This is a genomic window from Elstera cyanobacteriorum (genome assembly GCF_002251735.1).
Classification (GTDB): Bacteria; Pseudomonadota; Alphaproteobacteria; order Elsterales; family Elsteraceae; genus Elstera; species Elstera cyanobacteriorum.
Window position 1 is genome coordinate 350,887 of the sequence record NZ_NOXS01000031.1, and the last position, 16,844, is coordinate 367,730.

General features: G+C 61.6%; 16 protein-coding genes. 9 read left to right on the forward strand and 7 right to left on the reverse strand.

Annotated features, from left to right (window positions below; translation table 11 throughout):
- Window positions 1-42: 42 nt before the first annotated feature.
- The 6 genes from CHR90_RS08955 to CHR90_RS08980 are packed head-to-tail and all read left to right on the forward strand — an operon-like array spanning window position 43 to window position 5,781.
- Entirely contained in the window at window positions 43-1,005 is a 963-nt protein-coding gene (locus CHR90_RS08955) for a thiamine pyrophosphate-dependent dehydrogenase E1 component subunit alpha (RefSeq protein ID WP_094408636.1), read from the forward strand.
- Window positions 992-2,059 (forward strand): alpha-ketoacid dehydrogenase subunit beta, encoded by a 1,068-nt coding sequence (locus CHR90_RS08960; protein WP_094408637.1) that lies wholly within the window; start codon window positions 992-994, stop codon window positions 2,057-2,059. The genes CHR90_RS08955 and CHR90_RS08960 overlap by 14 nt, the downstream gene beginning before the upstream one ends.
- Window positions 2,060-3,229, forward strand: coding sequence for a DegT/DnrJ/EryC1/StrS family aminotransferase (locus CHR90_RS08965; RefSeq protein ID WP_094408638.1), 1,170 nt, complete (start codon window positions 2,060-2,062; stop codon window positions 3,227-3,229). It begins immediately after the preceding gene.
- A gap of 10 nt (window positions 3,230-3,239) precedes the next feature.
- Window positions 3,240-4,184 carry an NAD-dependent epimerase/dehydratase family protein gene (locus CHR90_RS08970; RefSeq protein WP_094408639.1) on the forward strand — a complete coding sequence of 315 codons (945 nt, stop codon included), beginning with the start codon at window positions 3,240-3,242 and terminating at the stop codon, window positions 4,182-4,184.
- Window positions 4,177-4,923 carry a nucleotidyltransferase family protein gene (locus CHR90_RS08975; RefSeq protein WP_094408640.1) on the forward strand — a complete coding sequence of 249 codons (747 nt, stop codon included), beginning with the start codon at window positions 4,177-4,179 and terminating at the stop codon, window positions 4,921-4,923. Before CHR90_RS08970 ends, CHR90_RS08975 begins: the two co-directional genes overlap by 8 nt.
- Before the next feature lie 6 nt (window positions 4,924-4,929).
- A complete protein-coding gene (locus CHR90_RS08980; RefSeq protein ID WP_094408641.1) occupies window positions 4,930-5,781 on the forward strand; it encodes a glycosyltransferase family 2 protein in 852 nt (283 codons plus the stop codon).
- Here the strand turns inward: CHR90_RS08980 and CHR90_RS08985 are convergent.
- The 5 genes from CHR90_RS08985 to CHR90_RS09005 are packed head-to-tail and all read right to left on the reverse strand — an operon-like array spanning window position 5,771 to window position 11,053.
- Complete coding sequence (locus tag CHR90_RS08985; protein ID WP_094408642.1) at window positions 5,771-6,598, reverse strand: FkbM family methyltransferase; 828 nt, start codon at window positions 6,596-6,598, stop codon at window positions 5,771-5,773. The genes CHR90_RS08980 and CHR90_RS08985 overlap by 11 nt on opposite strands.
- Window positions 6,595-7,848 (reverse strand): glycosyltransferase, encoded by a 1,254-nt coding sequence (locus tag CHR90_RS08990; protein ID WP_094408643.1) that lies wholly within the window; start codon window positions 7,846-7,848, stop codon window positions 6,595-6,597. The genes CHR90_RS08985 and CHR90_RS08990 overlap by 4 nt, the downstream gene beginning before the upstream one ends.
- Window positions 7,848-9,026 (reverse strand): O-antigen ligase family protein, encoded by a 1,179-nt coding sequence (locus CHR90_RS08995; RefSeq protein ID WP_141210914.1) that lies wholly within the window; start codon window positions 9,024-9,026, stop codon window positions 7,848-7,850. Before CHR90_RS08995 ends, CHR90_RS08990 begins: the two co-directional genes overlap by 1 nt.
- A gap of 54 nt (window positions 9,027-9,080) precedes the next feature.
- Window positions 9,081-10,319, reverse strand: coding sequence for an oligosaccharide flippase family protein (locus tag CHR90_RS09000; protein ID WP_094408645.1), 1,239 nt, complete (start codon window positions 10,317-10,319; stop codon window positions 9,081-9,083).
- On the reverse strand, window positions 10,316-11,053 hold the full coding sequence (locus CHR90_RS09005; protein ID WP_170941355.1) for an FkbM family methyltransferase: 738 nt from the start codon (window positions 11,051-11,053) through the stop codon (window positions 10,316-10,318). The genes CHR90_RS09000 and CHR90_RS09005 overlap by 4 nt, the downstream gene beginning before the upstream one ends.
- A gap of 215 nt (window positions 11,054-11,268) precedes the next feature.
- On the opposite strand from CHR90_RS09005, the gene CHR90_RS09010 reads away from it, so the two are divergent.
- Window positions 11,269-13,035: a FecR family protein gene (locus tag CHR90_RS09010; protein ID WP_094408647.1), complete on the forward strand. Its 1,767-nt coding sequence runs from the start codon at window positions 11,269-11,271 to the stop codon at window positions 13,033-13,035.
- A gap of 81 nt (window positions 13,036-13,116) precedes the next feature.
- Here CHR90_RS09010 and CHR90_RS09015 read toward each other — a convergent pair whose 3' ends face one another.
- Both CHR90_RS09015 and ggt read right to left on the reverse strand, forming a co-directional pair.
- Window positions 13,117-13,614: a GAF domain-containing protein gene (locus CHR90_RS09015; protein WP_094408648.1), complete on the reverse strand. Its 498-nt coding sequence runs from the start codon at window positions 13,612-13,614 to the stop codon at window positions 13,117-13,119.
- A 2-nt stretch (window positions 13,615-13,616) separates the two neighbouring features.
- Window positions 13,617-15,371, reverse strand: coding sequence for a gamma-glutamyltransferase (gene ggt / locus CHR90_RS09020; protein WP_094408649.1), 1,755 nt, complete (start codon window positions 15,369-15,371; stop codon window positions 13,617-13,619).
- A gap of 126 nt (window positions 15,372-15,497) precedes the next feature.
- Between ggt and CHR90_RS09025 the strand changes: the two genes are divergently transcribed.
- A complete protein-coding gene (locus tag CHR90_RS09025; protein ID WP_094408650.1) occupies window positions 15,498-16,247 on the forward strand; it encodes a competence/damage-inducible protein A in 750 nt (249 codons plus the stop codon).
- Between the two features lie 28 nt (window positions 16,248-16,275).
- Window positions 16,276-16,737 carry a methyltransferase family protein gene (locus CHR90_RS09030; RefSeq protein WP_094408651.1) on the forward strand — a complete coding sequence of 154 codons (462 nt, stop codon included), beginning with the start codon at window positions 16,276-16,278 and terminating at the stop codon, window positions 16,735-16,737.
- Window positions 16,738-16,844 lie beyond the last annotated feature (107 nt).

A 16,844-nucleotide genomic window follows, 5' to 3' on the forward strand; every position in this document is an offset into this window, starting at 1 on the left:
GAAAGCGGCGATCAGAACCGGCGCAACGAAGGATGGGTAGTGATGGCAAGTCCCGAGCCGACCGACCAAGAGACAATCGCTCGCCTGTACCGGGGGATCGCCCGTATCCGCCGGGTTGAGGAGCGGGTGGCGGCGATTTATCCGACCGATAAGATCAAAAGCCCGATCCATCTGTCGATCGGTCAAGAGGCCGTCGCGGTCGGCATCTGCGAGGCGTTGCGGGCGGATGATACCGTTTCCGGCACCTATCGCGGCCATGCCACCTATCTCGCGAAGGGCGGCGATCTGAACGCGATGCTGGCAGAAATGTACGGCAAAGTCAGCGGCTGCGCGCGTGGTAAAGGCGGCTCGATGCATCTTGTTGGGCTCGAGCAGGGCATTCTCGGCTGTTCGGCCGTTGTCGGCTCCAACGTTCCGGTCGCGGCGGGCTATGCGCTGGCACTCAAGCGGCGCGGGCGCGGGCAGATGGTCGCCTGTTTCTATGGCGATGGCGCTAGCGAGGAAGGCGGCGTGTATGAAACGCTGAATTTTGCGGCGCTGCATAAGCTGCCGATCCTGTTTGTCTGCGAGAATAATTTCCTCGCCATTCACGAACCTTTGAACCGGCGCTGGGCGGCGGACCGCTTGACGGAGCGGGTGGCGACCTTCGGCATGCCCGCGCAGCGGATTACCTCGGGTGATATTTTCGAGATTAGGACCGCTGCCGCCGAGGCGGTTGCCGCGATCCGCGCTGGGGCCGGTCCGGTATTTTTAGAGTGCCATACCTATCGTTGGCGCGAACACGTCGGCCCGGCAGAGGATTATGCGGCGGGCTATCGCGACCGCGCTGATTTGGAAGCCTGGCAGGCCAAGGATCAGGTCGCCCGTCTTGCAGCGCTGCTGCCCGAGGATGCGCGCCAGACGATCGACGCTGCGATTGCTGCAGAGATTGACGCGGCAGTCCGCTTTGCCGAAGACAGCCCGTTTCCTGCGCTAGAGGAACTTTACGATCATGTCTACGCCTGATCCCAAACCCCGCAGCCTGCGTTATGTTGATGCGCTGCGCGAGGCGGTGGCGCAGGAGATGCGGCGCGACCCGGAGGTATTCGTCTTCGGTCTCGACGTCGATGACCATCGGGCGATCCAAGGCTCGACCCAAGGGTTGCTGGAGGAATTCGGCGCCGACCGTTGCTTCACGACGCCGCTGTCGGAAGATGCGATGACCGGGGTGGCGATTGGCGCGGCGATGGCGGGGATGCGGCCCATCCATGTGCATATCCGTATGGATTTCCTCATGCTGTGCATGAACCAGCTCGTCAATATGGCCGCGAAAGCCCATTACATGTACGGCGGTTCGGTGAAGGTGCCGATGGTTGTACGCTCGATGATCGGCAAATCCTGGGGGCAGGGGGCGCAGCATTCACAAGGGTTGCACGCCATGTTTATGCATGTGCCGGGCCTGAAAGTGGTCGCCCCGTCGAATGCCTATGACGCTAAAGGCTGCTTGATCGCCGCTATCCGCGACGATAACCCGGTCATTTTTATGGAACATCGGCTGCTCTACCCGACCGAAGCCGAGGTGCCGGAAGAAGATTTCACCGTTCCTTTCGGTAAGGCGCGCCAGATGCTGCGCGGCACCGATATCACCATCGTCGGCATCTCCAATATGGCGCAGGAATGTTTGCGCGCGGCCAGCTTGCTCGCGGATCTTGGCGTCTCGGTCGATTTGATCGATCCGGTCAGCCTGTTGCCGCTTGATATGGAAACGATCCTCGCGTCGGCCCGGCGCACCCGGCGGTTACTGGTGGTCGATAACGCCTGGGTTTCGGCGGGGGCAGGGGGGGAGATTGCGGCGCAGGCGGCGGAACATTTGGGCGGCGAGGGGCCGTTGACCGTCCGCCGTCTCGGCTTCGCGCCGACGACCTGCCCGACGACGCCTACGTTGGAGGCCGCCTTTTATCCCAATCCGACGAGTATCGCCCAAGCCGCCTACCGCATGGTCGGGGGCGATCCCGCCTGGACGCCCGACCCGGCGCAGGCGCAACTCGCCTATCAGCAGGTTTTCAAGGGGCCATTTTAGATGTTCTACGAGTTGGCCGCCCCTAGTTGGGGTCAGGAAGAAGTCGATGCCCTGCAGCGCGTCATCGCCTCGGGCCGCTTTACGATGGGCGAACAGGTCGCGACGTTCGAGCGGGCGTTCGCCGAGTACTTCGGCATGCGCCAAGGGGTCATGGTCAATTCCGGCTCCTCCGCCAATCTGGTTGGCATTGCCGCGCTTTTCTACCGGCAGGACAGGCCCTTACAGCGCGGGGACGAGGTGATCGTCCCGGCAATTTCTTGGGCGACGACCTATCATCCCTTGCAGCAATACGGTTTGCGCCTGCGCTTCGTCGATGTCGAGCTTGAGACGCTGAACCTCGACGTGTCGAAACTGGAAGCGGCGCTGACCCCGCGCACCCGCGCCATTTTGCCCGTTTCCATCCTTGGCAATCCGGCGGCGCTGGACGTGATCCGCGCTTTCGCCGATGCCCACGGCCTCTATGTTTTCGAAGACAATTGCGAATCGATGGACGCCGAGCTGAACGGTCGCAAGACCGGCACCTTCGGCGACCTCAATACCTTCAGTTTCTTCTTCTCCCATCACATCTCGACGATGGAAGGCGGAATGATCCTGACGGATGATACCGAGCTAGCGCACCTCTGCCGGTCGTTGCGCGCCCACGGCTGGACGCGCGACCTGCCGCCAGATAGCCCCGTCTATCAGCGCCGGTCAGAGGATCATTTCGAAGCCTATCGCTTCATCCTGCCGGGCTATAATGTGCGCCCACTGGAGATGGAAGGCGCGGTGGGGCTGGAACAGTTGAAAAAACTTCCAGCGATGACGGCGGCGCGGCGGCGCAATCTCGCCCTGTTCCAGTCGCTTTTTGCGGGGGACGAGCGCTTCATCATCCAGCGCGAAAACGGCAAAAGTTCCAGTTTCAGTTTTACGATTATTTTGAACCCCGCCGCTAAGCTCGACCGGCGCAAAGTCTTTGCCGCGCTGGGGGACGCTGACATTGGCTATCGCATCATCACCGGCGGCTGCTTCCTGCGCCATGACGTAATTAAATATTATGATCACGACATCGTTGGCGGGATCGAGAACGCCAATCTGGCCCATGATTGCGGGTTCTTCGTCGGGAATCATCCCTTTGATCTGACGCCGCAGATTGAACGTCTGCGCGACGTTCTCGATACTGTTTGCCGGTAAGGGACTTAGAATGAGCGATAGTTTTTCGATCCTGATCACCGGCGGCGCCGGCTATCTCGGCGCGGTGATGGTTCCGGCTTTCCTGGCCGCCGGGCACCGGGTGACGGTGCTGGATAACTTTCTGTTCAAGCAAAATTCCCTAGCGGCGGTCTGTGCCGATCCGGGGTTCGATGTTGTGCGCGGCGATGCGCGCGAGGCGGCGGTGCTGAAGCCACTGGTCGCCAAGGCCGATATCGTCATTCCGCTGGCTGCCCTGGTTGGCGCGCCGATGTGCGATGCCGATAAGATCGCCGCACACTCCACGAATTTCGATGCCGTGCGGACCTTGCTGGACCTGCTGTCACCACAGCAACGGGTTTTGATGCCCGTTACCAACTCCGGCTATGGCATTGGGGAGCAGGGGCAGCTTTGCACCGAAGACTCGCCGCTCAAGCCGCTATCGCTCTATGGCCGCAGTAAGGTTGCGGCGGAAGCGGCGGTGCTGGATCGCGGCAATTCCCTTAGCCTCCGCCTCGCCACGGTATTTGGCATGTCGCCGCGCATGCGGATCGATTTGCTGGTCAATGATTTCGTCTATCGCGCCCTCTATGACCGGGCGGTCGTGCTGTTCGAACCGCACTTCAAGCGGAATTACATCCATATCCGCGATGTTGCCCGCGCCTTCCTGCACGGGATCGCGCAGTTTGATACGATGCAGGGGCGCCCCTATAACCTTGGCCTGTCGGACGCCAACCTGTCGAAATGGGAACTGTGTGAGCGGATCAAGGCGCATTTGCCGGATTTCGCCTTCCTCGAAGCCCCCATCGGCGAAGACCCGGATAAGCGCGACTATATCGTCTCCAACACCCGGATCGAGGCGACCGGTTTCAAGCCCGCCCATAGTCTCGACGCTGGGATTGCGGAATTGATCAAAGGCTATCGCATGCTGCGCAATAGCCGTTACGGTAATGTCTAGCCGCCAAGCCGTTCTATTGGTGGGCGGGCGTGGCACCCGGCTGGGGGATTTGACGGCCCGCACGCCGAAACCCCTGCTACCGGTTGCCGGGCGACCGTTTCTGTCCCATCTCGTCGAACGGCTGGCGGTCCAGGGGTTCCGCGATATTCTGTTGCTGACCGGCTATCTGGCGGAGGCGTTTCAGGCGTTTCAGGCGGATTGGTCGGCGCGGGGCGTCACGATAACCTGCCGGGTCGAGACGGAACCGGCGGGGACCGGCGGCGCCTTGCACCTAGCCCTGCCGGAGCTTGCGCCGGACTTCCTAGTGTTGAACGGCGACTCGCTGTTCGCGATTGATCTTGCGGATTTCCTGGCCTCGCCACTGCCGCCGGGGGTAGACGGGCGCCTTGCCCTGCGCCGGGTGCCGACGACCGACCGGTATGGCACCGTGACACTGGCCGATGGGCGGATCACGGGCTTCCAGCCGCGCGCGGCGGCACCGGGGCCGGGAGTGATCAATGCTGGGGTTTATTGGCTGCGCCGGGAAGCGGTGACCGAAGCGCACGCGTTGCCCTGTTCGCTGGAGGCCGATATTTTCCCCGGACTTGCGCAGGCCGGACGGCTGGAAGGCCGGATTTTGGACGGCTATTTTCTCGATATCGGCGTACCGGATGATTTTGCCCGCGCGCAGGTGGATTTTGCCCCCGGCGGGGCTGCGGCGCTTTATAACGGCACGGGGCAGGCGGAAGCAGGGGCGTAAGGCAAGATGCAAGATCATTTCGGTTTCAGGCCCGGCCAGCGGCCCGCGCCGTCCCCGGGGGTGCCGCTCTATACGCTGATCACCATCGTGCGTAACGCCGTGGGCAGCATCGAGCAGACCCTGCGCAGTGTCGAGCGGCAGACCTATCCCGCCATCGAGTATATTGTCGTCGATGCCGCCTCGACCGATGGCACCGTCGAGGTTTTACGTCGTTACGAGCATCTTATTAGCGTTTGGTGCTCCGAACCCGATCAAGGCCATGCCGATGGTCAGAACAAGGGCGTTCGGCAGGCCAATGGGCAGTTTATCGGCTTCGTCTATGCCGATGATTGGCTGCCCGACGATTTCGTTGAAACATCCGTTGCGTCCCTGCTGCGCGACGGGGCCGATTTCGTTTTCGGCGATATGGATTACCATATGGACGGAGAGTTTCTGTTCACCATCCCCGGCGATCCCGAATATCGCACGCGCATACACTACCGCGCGCCGGTGATGAATTACCCGACCCTGACGGCCCATCGTCGTGTTTTCGATGGGGTAGGGCTATTCAACCCCGCGTATCGTGTGGCGCCGGACTATGAATGGCTGTTCCGGGTTGATCGCGCGGGCTTCCGTGGGTGTCATGATCCCGCCATCCGCTATCATTTTGCGCTTGGGGGCAATTCCAGCCAATATGCCACGCGGTCGGCCTTGGAGGTTGCCCGTGCGCTCTGCGCCCAGGGGGCTAATCCCTTGCGGGTCTGGTCCTATGCTTGCGTACGCATCGCCTTCCATGCCGTGGATGAGCGCCTACGCCGCTATGTTTCCCCTGCAGTTTACGCGCGGGTACGGGCGGTTCGCAAAGCGATTAGCGGTTAGCAAAGGACGCAAAGCTGGCGAGGGGCGGAATCTGATCGGGCATTAGGGCGAAATAATTGACGACACCCTGAATAGGTTCGGTAACCGAAATGAATACACCGTCCTGATCGGTGAGAATCACATAACCAAGGTGGTGGAGCGGCCCGAAAACATCCGGCCAATCATACCCCGCGCGCCGTAGATGCGCTGGCTCGCATTCAAAGAAAATCCAGGGGTGATGCTGGGTTAGAAGCTCTGCCATCCCCGCTAGGGCTGGCGGTTCGTATCCCTCGATATCGATTTTCAGAAGTACCGGCGGGGCAAGGCGGATCGTGCCTGCGGCAATCAACCCATCCAGTCTTTTTAACGTAACCGCTTGGGTTGCCCTGTGATCGGCGGGAGGCGGCCCATCCAGAATATAACCTAAGCCGCTGACGGGGGTACCCGTGGCGTCTTGCGGAACGGCTAAGGTCGCCGTCTGATCGTTTTCGGCCAAGCCGACGGGGAGGAGGGTGAGCGCTGGTAGGCCCGCCAAGTTCCGAAGAGCGAGCGCGTAAGCCTCGGCATTTGGTTCGAACCCATAAAGCGGGACGCCGGGGCGGCGATGACGGGCAAGAAACCAGCTAAACCGCCCGATATTCACACCAACATCGATAATTGTTCCGGCCTGCCCGGCGAGCGCGGCCAAGAGCCGTTGGGTTGCAGCAGTTTCAGGCACACCGAAAGCACCGATCCGGCGGAGCACGGCGTGATAGAGGGCATGGGCGTAACGGGTCGCCCCTTCACCGAAGGTTGCCCGCAACAGGCGTTTGGTGAGCATTCGGCCTGCGGCGATCATCGAACGTCCTCCCGATGGAGTTTGGAGAGGGAAGCCAGCGTTTGATGCAGGCTTTGTCCCCGGTCATGCCACTGGAACCCCTCTCGGCACGCATCGAAGGCCGCCGTTTGGAGGGCGTTCAATCCGTCGAAATCATCGATACTCCGGCGGATACCGTCGACCAAAGACGGAAAATCACGGAAGAAACGCACGGATTTCCCATCGATCAACGGTACCTCCGCCAGGGAACCCGCTAAGGCGAAGAGCGGGCAGCGCTGAAACACAGCATTCAGCACTTTCAGCTTGAACCCGCCGCCGACCCGCTCGGGAACGATGCTCATGCGCGCGCCCGCAAGATAGGGCTCGACAGCCTCGACCCGTCCATGAATGGCAACATTGGGAAAGCGGTGACGCCAGTGGTCTAGAACTGCGGCTGGCCCGGCGCCAACAATGTCGATGCCAATACCGTCATGGGCAAGCGGGGCCGCCGCCGCTTCAAGAAACTCAACAAGATTCTGTTGTTTGACGATCCAATCGAAACTCCCGACGACGACGACACGACGGGGGGTTTCGGCGGTCAGGGTCCGCTGCGCTAGCCGGGGGCCATCATATCCAGGCACGAGACTCAGAAACCTTTGATTGGGGGCATCGGCGAGAAAATGGGCACGATCCCCCGTCGGGCTTATGGTGGTCACAAGGTCGGCCTCGGCCAGCAGTTGGCGCTCGAGGGCCGCGATCCGCCCACCATCGATCCACTGGGCAAGACGCAGTGGCGCCAAGGCCATCGAGTGGTTGACGGCGAGCCGACGCAGGCTGGCTTCGTGATTATGCGCGACGTAGGCGAGCGTCGGGCGATGGCCTGTCACCCGTGTTGCCTCGGCCAGGAGCGGCAGGGTCCACCCCATGCTTACATAGTCGATCAAGATGGCGTCCCACGGCTGTTGGATCAGCAGCGGCCAGAGGCTTCGGCGGGGATCGGGGCCAGACAGCCGTAACGCATGCTGCGGCAAATAGGAGAAGGGATATAGCCACAGCCGATGACGGCTATTATCCCGGCACAGAACCCAGTCTGCTCCCCGGGCGGGGCCATCGGGGGGCACCGGCGCGTCTCTCCCTTGATAGGTGCAAAAGACGCTGACCCGGCACGGCTGCGCGGCCAGGGACTCGATCAATTTGGCCGAATAGATCCGATCCCCGGCGTGGGTCGGGTAGGGGAAGAACCGGGTGAGCCACAGATAGTTTGGGCGGGCTTCGGGGGGAGAACTTGGCATCAAACCGTCCCGTCGCGGCCCGCCGCCTCCCGGGCGGTGCGGCCCCGCTCTAAACCGATGATCGCGGCTAGAACAAGATAAGCGGGTTGAATAACGGTTCCCGACGTTAGGACCATAATCATCACTGCGACAAACACCAAGACATTACTTCGGCTTGAAAAATTCATAATGAAGAGAATGGTAAGGACGATACCAAAAAAGCCGAGCTCCGCGATGAAATTTAGGGCTAAAACGTCCGATTTATAATAAGTAGCCTCAGAAATATCTAAGAACCCCCCCCAGATAGTCGGATCAAAGATCGCATGATCTTGATAGTTACCAAAACCGGTTCCGATTGGAAAGGTTTCGGCGATGACCTCGGCGGCGACGGTCGTCGATTCGAGGCGCATCTGGCTGGAAGGGTCATTCTGGTTCAGCACTTCGCTGATACGGCCACTAAACACGACCAACACCAAAAGCCCGAGGACAGCAAGAACTCCCAGACGCAGAACAAGATTACCCCGGCGATTGATCAGCACCTGCTGGGCAATAAAAACACAGGCCATAATCAGCCCGGCGCCTGCCCCCGTTACCCCGATGGCGAGCAAATAGGCGATCTGGGGCAGCCACAGGCGGTTCGGGCGGGTAATTAAGACGCCAAGATAAGAACTCGCCAAAGCATAACCGGCCCAGGACGGTTCCCGATGCAGGCCACTGGTGCGGTTAGCCGCAAAGCCAGACAGTGTATCGAAATCAACTATATAGAGACTGATATCTTCGCCCACCACCCTTAAAATAATCCATGAGAAAATGGCATAAAAACAAATAATATAGTGAATCGTTATAATTCCATTTGCAAAATGAGGTCGTAGAATTATTTCGTTTTCCTTAAATAAGTCTGTTATGAGGAAACTGACTCCAATCATCACGATAACTTGAATATAGCCGACGGTATAAATTTCCCCGACGGAAAATATTTGAAAAAAGAACAAAGCAATCGCAAAAGATATAAAGAAAATTTGCCGTCTTGCGAGAGAAGTGGAGAGAGATATTTTGCAAAACATGAATAAATATATTATATAAATAATGATTACGGGTGTGATATACACCATATACCCCGTAATTTCGGTTAGGTTGATCAGCCAATAGACCAAACCATCCGAGTATCCAATCAGAAACCAAGCCAGGGCGTGTATCACCGACGCAATGCTCCCGCAGAAATCCAACTATTGATCCGTCCAATCATCGGGGCCTCACGGTCCCCGGACGGGATGGTGGCGAAGATATAGCAGACAGGCCAGCAAGACGCCTACTTCTCCGAGAACGGTGGCCCAGGCGGCTCCCGACGCCCCGAGCCCCCCGGCGAGGAGAGCGCAGAGCAGAAGGCGACCGCAGCCCGCCCCCAGGTAAATATTCCGAAGCGCCACCGCCCGCCCTGCAGGGATCAGCCATTGTACGCCGATCAGGCTATTGAGGGTGATTAGCAGCGGCAAGGGGCTGAGGAGGCGGAGCACGGGGCTCGCGGCGGTCGCGGTTGGCCCCAGGATCAGCGGCACCAACCACTCGGCGAGCAGGAACAGCATCAGGCTGCCTATCGCCGCAAGGCCGCCGATCCGAAGGGCCGACCAGCGGAAGAGCCGCGCCGCTTCCTCCGGGGCAAGGGCCATCAGGCGGCTCATCTGGGGGAACAGGGCGGTGCGGAAGACCGAGAGCAGACTGGCGGCCGCGCGGGCCAGCTTCTCTGCCGCCACAAAAAGGCCGACCGCGATCGGATTGGCGACCGCGCCCAACACCAGCGGCAATAGGTAATCGAAAGAACTGCTGCCGAGGTAGAGCTGGAAAATGCTTCTGCCGTCGCGCAGAACTTTAACTGCCCCGACGCAGTGCCGATGGGAAAAACCGGTCTGGCGGCGAACGATCCATAGGCCTGCGCCGAAGACGCCCAGCCAAGCGGCGGCTTGCGCGGCGAAATAGACCCACGCATCACCCGGCCCGCGAATGCCAATCAGCAGGATACCAACGGCGGCCAACCGCAAAACGACCGTGAGGACCCCAATTTTGCTGGCCTGCTGGGTTCCCAGAAAATACCAGAGCGGGTCATGGGCCTGCAGGACGGCGGCGGCCAGCGCCCAGAGCAGCAGGGGATCATCGACCCGGACGGGTAGAAGTCCGATGGCTGCGATCAGTACCAGCGGCAGGGCGAGCACGGCGACGGCCAATTTGGCCAGCGTCACCGCGCCAAACAGGGCGGCGAGCGCGGCGGGATCGTCGGCCCGTTGGGCGGCGGTCTGGGTGGCCGAGAGGTGAAACCCGTAATCAAAAACGATCAGCGCCAATTGCCCCAGCGCCATCAGTTGGGCAACCTCGCCCCAGCGCTCCAGCCCCAGTGTTCGCATCAGAAAGGGCAGGGTCAGCAGAGGGATGAGGTATTGAAGGCCTTGCAGGGCAGTTAGGGCAGGAACGGCCTTGAAAACCTGTCGCGTGGCAATCATGGCGCCGAGCGTTGAAAAAGCAGATCGGCTTGTTGAATGGCCCCCCGCCGATCCCGGGCGATTCCACCAATTCCGACCAGCCGGTAAGCCTGGGCATGAAGATGGGTCAGAATTTGGTCGGCGGTCGGTTGGCCTGCGTAAAATTCGGTAAAGGAGAGTTCGACATAGATGTAATCGATACGGGGGAGCAAGTGTTCGGCCCCTTTCAGAACCTCAAGCTCGCCGCCTTGCGTATCTATTTTCAGTAAGCAGGGGCGCAGGAGCGCCGCATCGGCCAGTAGGGCATCTAGCCGCTGAACCGCAACGGCCACCGTGCCGATCTCCTCGGTTCCCGGAGCAAAAGCAGCTTGATTATTGCTGATCGGTAGCAGCGACGAGTTATCGGAACGGCGGGAGATATGAAGGCTGGCCCGTCCCTCGGCGGCACCTAGAGCAACCGGGTAGAGCTTTACGGCTGGATCGGCGGCAAATAGCCGCTTGAAGACGGCCACGGCTTCGGGGAAAGGCTCGAAGGCATGAATTTCGATCGTGGGGTGCAGTCCGCGCATCAGCAGGCTGAATTGCCCGACATTGGCCCCGGCGTCGATGACGGACCCGAGCGTCAGATCGCGCATGGCGACGAAATTCTCTAAGGACGCAGCAACGCCGAACCGCAGGCCGCGCCGAAACGCCGGGTGGCGCAGCAGCCGCAGCAGCTTAACCGCGCGCCGGAGAGGATTTCTGAGCAGACCCATTGTCGCCGCCGTTTCTAAACTCACCGGCATGGATACCAGCCCGCCGCCGTTCTGCCTAGGGTAGTGCCGTTAGAGCCAGCCGAACTGCCGCCCGACTCATAAAAAACGCCAATAATCAAGATCAGCTCTTTCAAGTTGCCGCGAGTCTTGTGTATTCTTCCCCAAATATGGGCTTATGGTGATCGGGCGGTTCGCCGCGCGATGGAGGATAGAGCATGAACATTGGTTTTCGGTCCCTAATCGCGGCGGCGCTGGCCGGTACGGCCCTGACGGCGTTTTCGGCTTTTGCGGTTGACGCCGATCCCAAGGTTGTGGGCCGCGCCGCCATTGTGCAGGACGTCGTGAAGGGGCGGACAACCCTGACTGACGAACGGGTGATCAAGCTCGACGATATTCTCTTTGCGCAAGAGCAGGTTGTCACCGGCCCGAAGTCTAAGGCGTTGATCGAGTTCCGCGACGGAACCACCCTCGAACTCGGCCCGAATGGGGCGCTGACCATTGATAAGATGGTCTTCGATCCGGAAGGCGGTAAGAAGGATAAGGCGGTCAGCATTTCGCGCGGGCTGTTCCGGCTCGTTTCGGGGGCGGCGGCGCCGGACTCGAGCACAACGATCAAGACGCCCTCGGGCACCATCGGCATCCGCGGTTCGCTGATTGCCGGGGTTGTGCCGAGCGACGCCAATCAGCCAACCGTGTTCGTTGGCGGTAGCGGCAATTTCACGGTGACCAATGGCGCGGGGACCACTTCGTTCACCGGTGGGCAAGCGGTTGCCGTTAGTGGCCGGAATCAGGCGCCGACGCCGCCGGGCCGTGTTCCGGATGTTGTTGCCGGGGCAGTCGTTCAGTCGATTAGCAGCACGCTCGGCACGACGCCGCCTTCCACGCCACCTGCCTCGCCCGGCACGCAGCAGGCCATGAACCTGGCCAATACGGTTCCGGCAACTCAGCAGCAACAGCAGCAACAGTCGACGCAAAATAATTTGCCGACTCCTCCGGCAACAGGGGCGGTGAACCTGCCCGCCGGAACGCAGGCCGCGATCACCAATAATGCGCCGTCCACCCCGCAGCAGCAGCAGCAGATGGCCAATTATGCGGCGCAACAGCAGCAGGTAAACGATCAGGCGCAGCAGCGGGCGACGCAGAATGTTGTGCAAGGTCTGTCGACGGTGATGAACCCGACGCAGCTTGCCAATTCGGTCAATAACATCACGGCGGGGAACCCACGGCAGGGGCAGACGGCTCAAAACGCTTCGGGCCTGTCGCAGCAGCAGTTGGCCCAGGCGTCGACGCAAGCCGCGCTTCCGCCCGCGCTGCAGGCTGCCGTGAATAGCGGCAATGCCCAGCAGATCCAGCAGGCGGTCCAGGTTCTCTCCGGTGGCAACCCGCAGCGGGCGGCGGTCTTGGCGCAGCAGGTGGTGACCCGGGCCGAACAGATTCTGGCGACCAATCCGCAGGCTGCCGTCAATGCGGCAGCGGCGGCGTTGCAGGTTGTGGCGAACTTACCGGTCCAGACGACGGCCCCGTCGGAAACCCTGCAAACGACCGTAATCGCTGCGCGTATTTTCGTGAACCCGACCGCCCAGCGCGTTGCGCCGGAGACGGTGGCGAATGGCGCCGCGTCGGCGGCCCGTATCGTGACCAACCCCACCGTCTATCAAGCAAGCCCGCAGGCCGCCATTCAGGTGATGGCCAATGCTTATGGGACGGTCAGTTCGCCAGGGATAACTGCTACGAACCCGAATGCCCAGGCGACGGTTGCTCAGGTTTTATCGCAGGCGGCGCAGGCTAATGGTTTGAACGCGGCGAACCAGACGAACTCTGCCCAGATTCAGCAGATTCTGGGGCAGCAGGCTGTTACGTTCGCGCAACGGCCTGCTGCTGTAGATCAACAACGAGGTGCCACCGGGGCCACCGGGGTCCTGGACCCCAGCGAAACGCCGCTGCGGTCTGAGTTGAACAGCTTCCAAGCCAGCCCGACCTAAACCGGCAGGCGAGCGACAAAGACAAACGGGCGCCCCCAATCAGGGAGCGCCCGTTTTATTTTTAAGGGGTTTAGAGGGCGGTTAGGCCCAGTCGCTGCCGTTGAGCAGCAGGGCCATCAGGGCCGCGCAACCCTCGGCATCCGCTTGATCGAAACGGTTGGGGATCGGACTATCGAGGTCGAGCACCCCGAGCATCCGGTCCGCTGCGATCAGCGGCAGCACCAGCTCCGAGCGGGAGGCGGCATCGCAGGCGATATGGCCGGGGAAGGCGTGAACGTCGGGCACGATCTGCACCGCGCCCGTCGCAACCGCCGTCCCGCACACCCCGCGCCCAACCGGAATGCGCACGCAGGCGGGCTTACCGTGGAAGGGGCCGAGCACCAGCAGATCGGGCTGTTTTAGAAAATAGAACCCCGCCCAATTCAGATCGGGCAGGGTCCAATAGAGCAGCGACGCCAGATTGGCGGCATTGGCGATGGGGTCGCGTTCTCCGTCCAGCAGGCCGCGCGCTTGCCGGTGCATTTCTGCGTAAAGATCGGCTTTCGGCAGCGTGCGCAGGCTATCGTCGAGAGCGAACATGCTTAGTTCCCCACCACCAAGCCTTCGCGGCGCGGGTCGGCACCGCCGAGCAGTTTGCCGTCCTTCACCAGAATCGCGGCCAGGCCGCTGTTCATCTCGCCGACCGTTACCTTATAGCCCATGGTCTCCAAGGCCTGCTTGAAGCCGGTGGCGCCCGTGCCATCCTCCAGCAAGGCATTGCCGTTGCGGTTGCCGAAATGGGCCTGGGAAACGGCGGTCTGCGGGTCCATACCCCAGTCGATCATCCCAAGCAGGGTTTGCGCGACGTATTGGATGATCGCGGCGCCACCGGGCGAGCCGAGGACCATTTTCACCGCGCCGCTGTCGTCAAAGACAATCGTCGGCGCCATCGAGCTGCGCGGGCGTTTGCCCGGTTCCACCCGATTAGCCACCGGCTTACCGTCGCGCTCTGGCACAAAGCTGAAATCGGTCAACTGATTGTTCAGCAAGAACCCGGCGGCCATGCGGCGGGCGCCGAACCCATCTTCGATGGTGGTCGTCATCGACAAGGCATTGCCATAACTATCGACAATGGCGATTTGGGTGGTCGAGGGAAACTCCGGCGTTTCCCCTACGGCCAGGGCGCCGCTGCTGGCGGGCGGCTGCCCGGCGGGCGCCGTGCCCTTATCGGCGTTCCAGTCGATCAATTGGGCGCGCTGCCCCAAATAGACCGGATCGAGCATCCCGGTGATCGGTTGCCGCACGAAAGCCGGGTCGGCCACATACATGTCGCGGTCGGCAAAGGCGAGGCGCCCGGCCTGCATGAACAGATGCACCGCCTGAACGCCGCCGGGGCCGAAGGACTTCAGGTCGTAGCGTTCCAGAATCCCCAGCATCTGCGCAACCGCCAACCCGCCAGAGGAGGGGGGCGCCATCCCGCAGATTTTAAGGCCCCGATAGCCGCTGCACACGGGGTCGCGCTGAATGACCTTATAGGCCGCAAGATCGGCCATACTCAGGCTGCCGGGGTTCGGTTCTTGGCGCACGGCGGCGACAATCGCCTCGCCGATGCTGCCTTTGTAGAACGGCTCTACCCCATGCTCCGCCAAGATTTTCAGCGTCGCAGCATAGTCCGGGTTGGTCAGCAGCTCCCCTTCCCAGCGCGGCTCGCCATTCGGGCGGTAGAAATAGGCCTTCGCCACCGGATCGCGCATCAGATATTTTTCGGCGGCCAGCAGCTTGGCGAGGCGTGGGGAGATCGTGAACCCCTCCTCGGCAATCCCCAGGGCGGGTTTCACCAGATCGGCCCAAACGGCTTTACCGTGCCGCTTATGCAGCACATCCAGCAGGCGCGGCACGCCGGGCACCCCGACCGACCGGCCGCCGACAACCGCATCATAGAACGGCAGCGGCTTGCCGTCGGCATTCAGAAATAACTGCGGCGTTGCCTTCTCCGGCGCGATTTCGCGGCCATCGTAGGAGGTGAGCTTACCAGCGGCTTTGTCGTAATAAAGCACGAAGGCACCGCCGCCGATGCCCGACGATTGCGGTTCGACCAAATTCAGCACCAGTTGCACGGCAATCGCCGCATCGGCCGCCGTACCGCCCTTTGCCAATACCTCCGCCCCCGCGCGGGAGGCGAGGGGATTGGCGGCAATCACCATGAATTTATCGGCACTCACCAGCGCTTTCGCTGCCGTTCCCGTCGCCGCTTCCGGGGCTTTTTCAGGGGCTTGCGCGAGGAGGGGCGGGGCGAGCAATAGGCCCGCGAGGAGGCCGGTCAAACAGGTACGCCGCAGATTCCGCATGGTTGCCATAGACCTTTGCCTCTCTCAGCCCTAGCTTGTTGCCCGAGGGGGCGCACGACGCCCCAATCCTTAAGCAGAGCCTAACCGCGCCCCCGTGTGTATGCAATCGCGGGGGCGGGAAAGAGCGGAGGAATCATGAGCGCAACGGCGGCAATTCTGGTGATCGGCAACGAAATTCTGTCGGGCCGAACCCATGATACGAATATTCACTCCATCGCCGGGGCCTTGACGGCGCGCGGGATTGTAGTGGCCGAAGCGCGGGCGGTGCCGGATGTGGAAGCGGTGATCGTGGCGACGGTCAACGAGCTGCGCGGGCGCTATACCTATGTTTTCACCACCGGCGGGATCGGCCCGACCCATGACGATATTACCGCCGCCTGCATCGCCAAAGCCTTCGGCGTGACCCTGCACCGCGATCCGCTGGCGGTGAAGATGCTGGAAGCCCATTACGAACCGGGACAGTTGACCGAAGCGCGCCTGAAGATGGCCGAGGTGCCGGTCGGCGCCAGCCTGGTGGAAAACCCCGTCTCCCGCGCGCCGGGGTTTCGCATGGCGAATGTCTTCACCCTGGCGGGCGTGCCGCGCATTGCCCAGGCGATGATGGATAATATCCTGCCGACCCTGGCGGAAGGCCCGGCTATCCACGCCCAGACCGTTTCCTGCACCTTGGGCGAGGGCGTGATTGCCGAGGGGCTGGGGGCGGTGCAGGCGCGCTACCCCGATCTCTCCATCGGCTCCTACCCCTATTTCCGCAATGGGGTGTTGGGGGTCAGTTTGGTCACGCGCGGCACCGACCGCAGCGCCGTCGAAGCGGCGTCGCGGGAGATCGCGGCGATGGTCGAAGGTTTGGGCGGCACAGCGCTGGTGGTGGAGGGGATGGCCTAACCCCGCCGCGCGGCATGGGGGGACCGGAATGTCTTGGCTGAATACGAAGGTCCCGCCGCTGGTGGTTCTGGGGCTTGTGGCGCTGGCGATGATCGTGCTGGCGCCGGGCTTCCCCCGGCTAGACGCGGCGCCGCTGGTCCGGGGGATCATCGCGCTGGCGATGTTTGGCGGCGGGGTAGCAATGGTCGTCACGGCGATCAGAACCTTCCGCCGCGCCAAAACCACGGCCAACCCGATCCATCTCGACGCGGCCTCCGCCCTCGTCACCCACGGGATTTTTGCCTATAGCCGCAACCCGATGTATGCGGGCATGGCGCTGTTTTTGATCGCCCTCGCGGTCGCCCTGGCCTCGCCCGCCGCGCTGGTCGGCGTGGCCGTCTTCGTTGGATATATCACCCAATTCCAAATCCGCCCGGAGGAGGCGATGCTGCGCGAAAAATTTGGCGAGGCTTACGCCCGCTATTGCGCGGCGGTTCGGCGGTGGGTTTAGGGGGAGTGTCGATGTTTGTGCGCGCCCGAAATTGCTGCGCTCGCCCTATTGCCGCCAACGATTGGTCACCTCGAATTACCGTGCGTTTTGCCGTAGCGAGAGAAGCT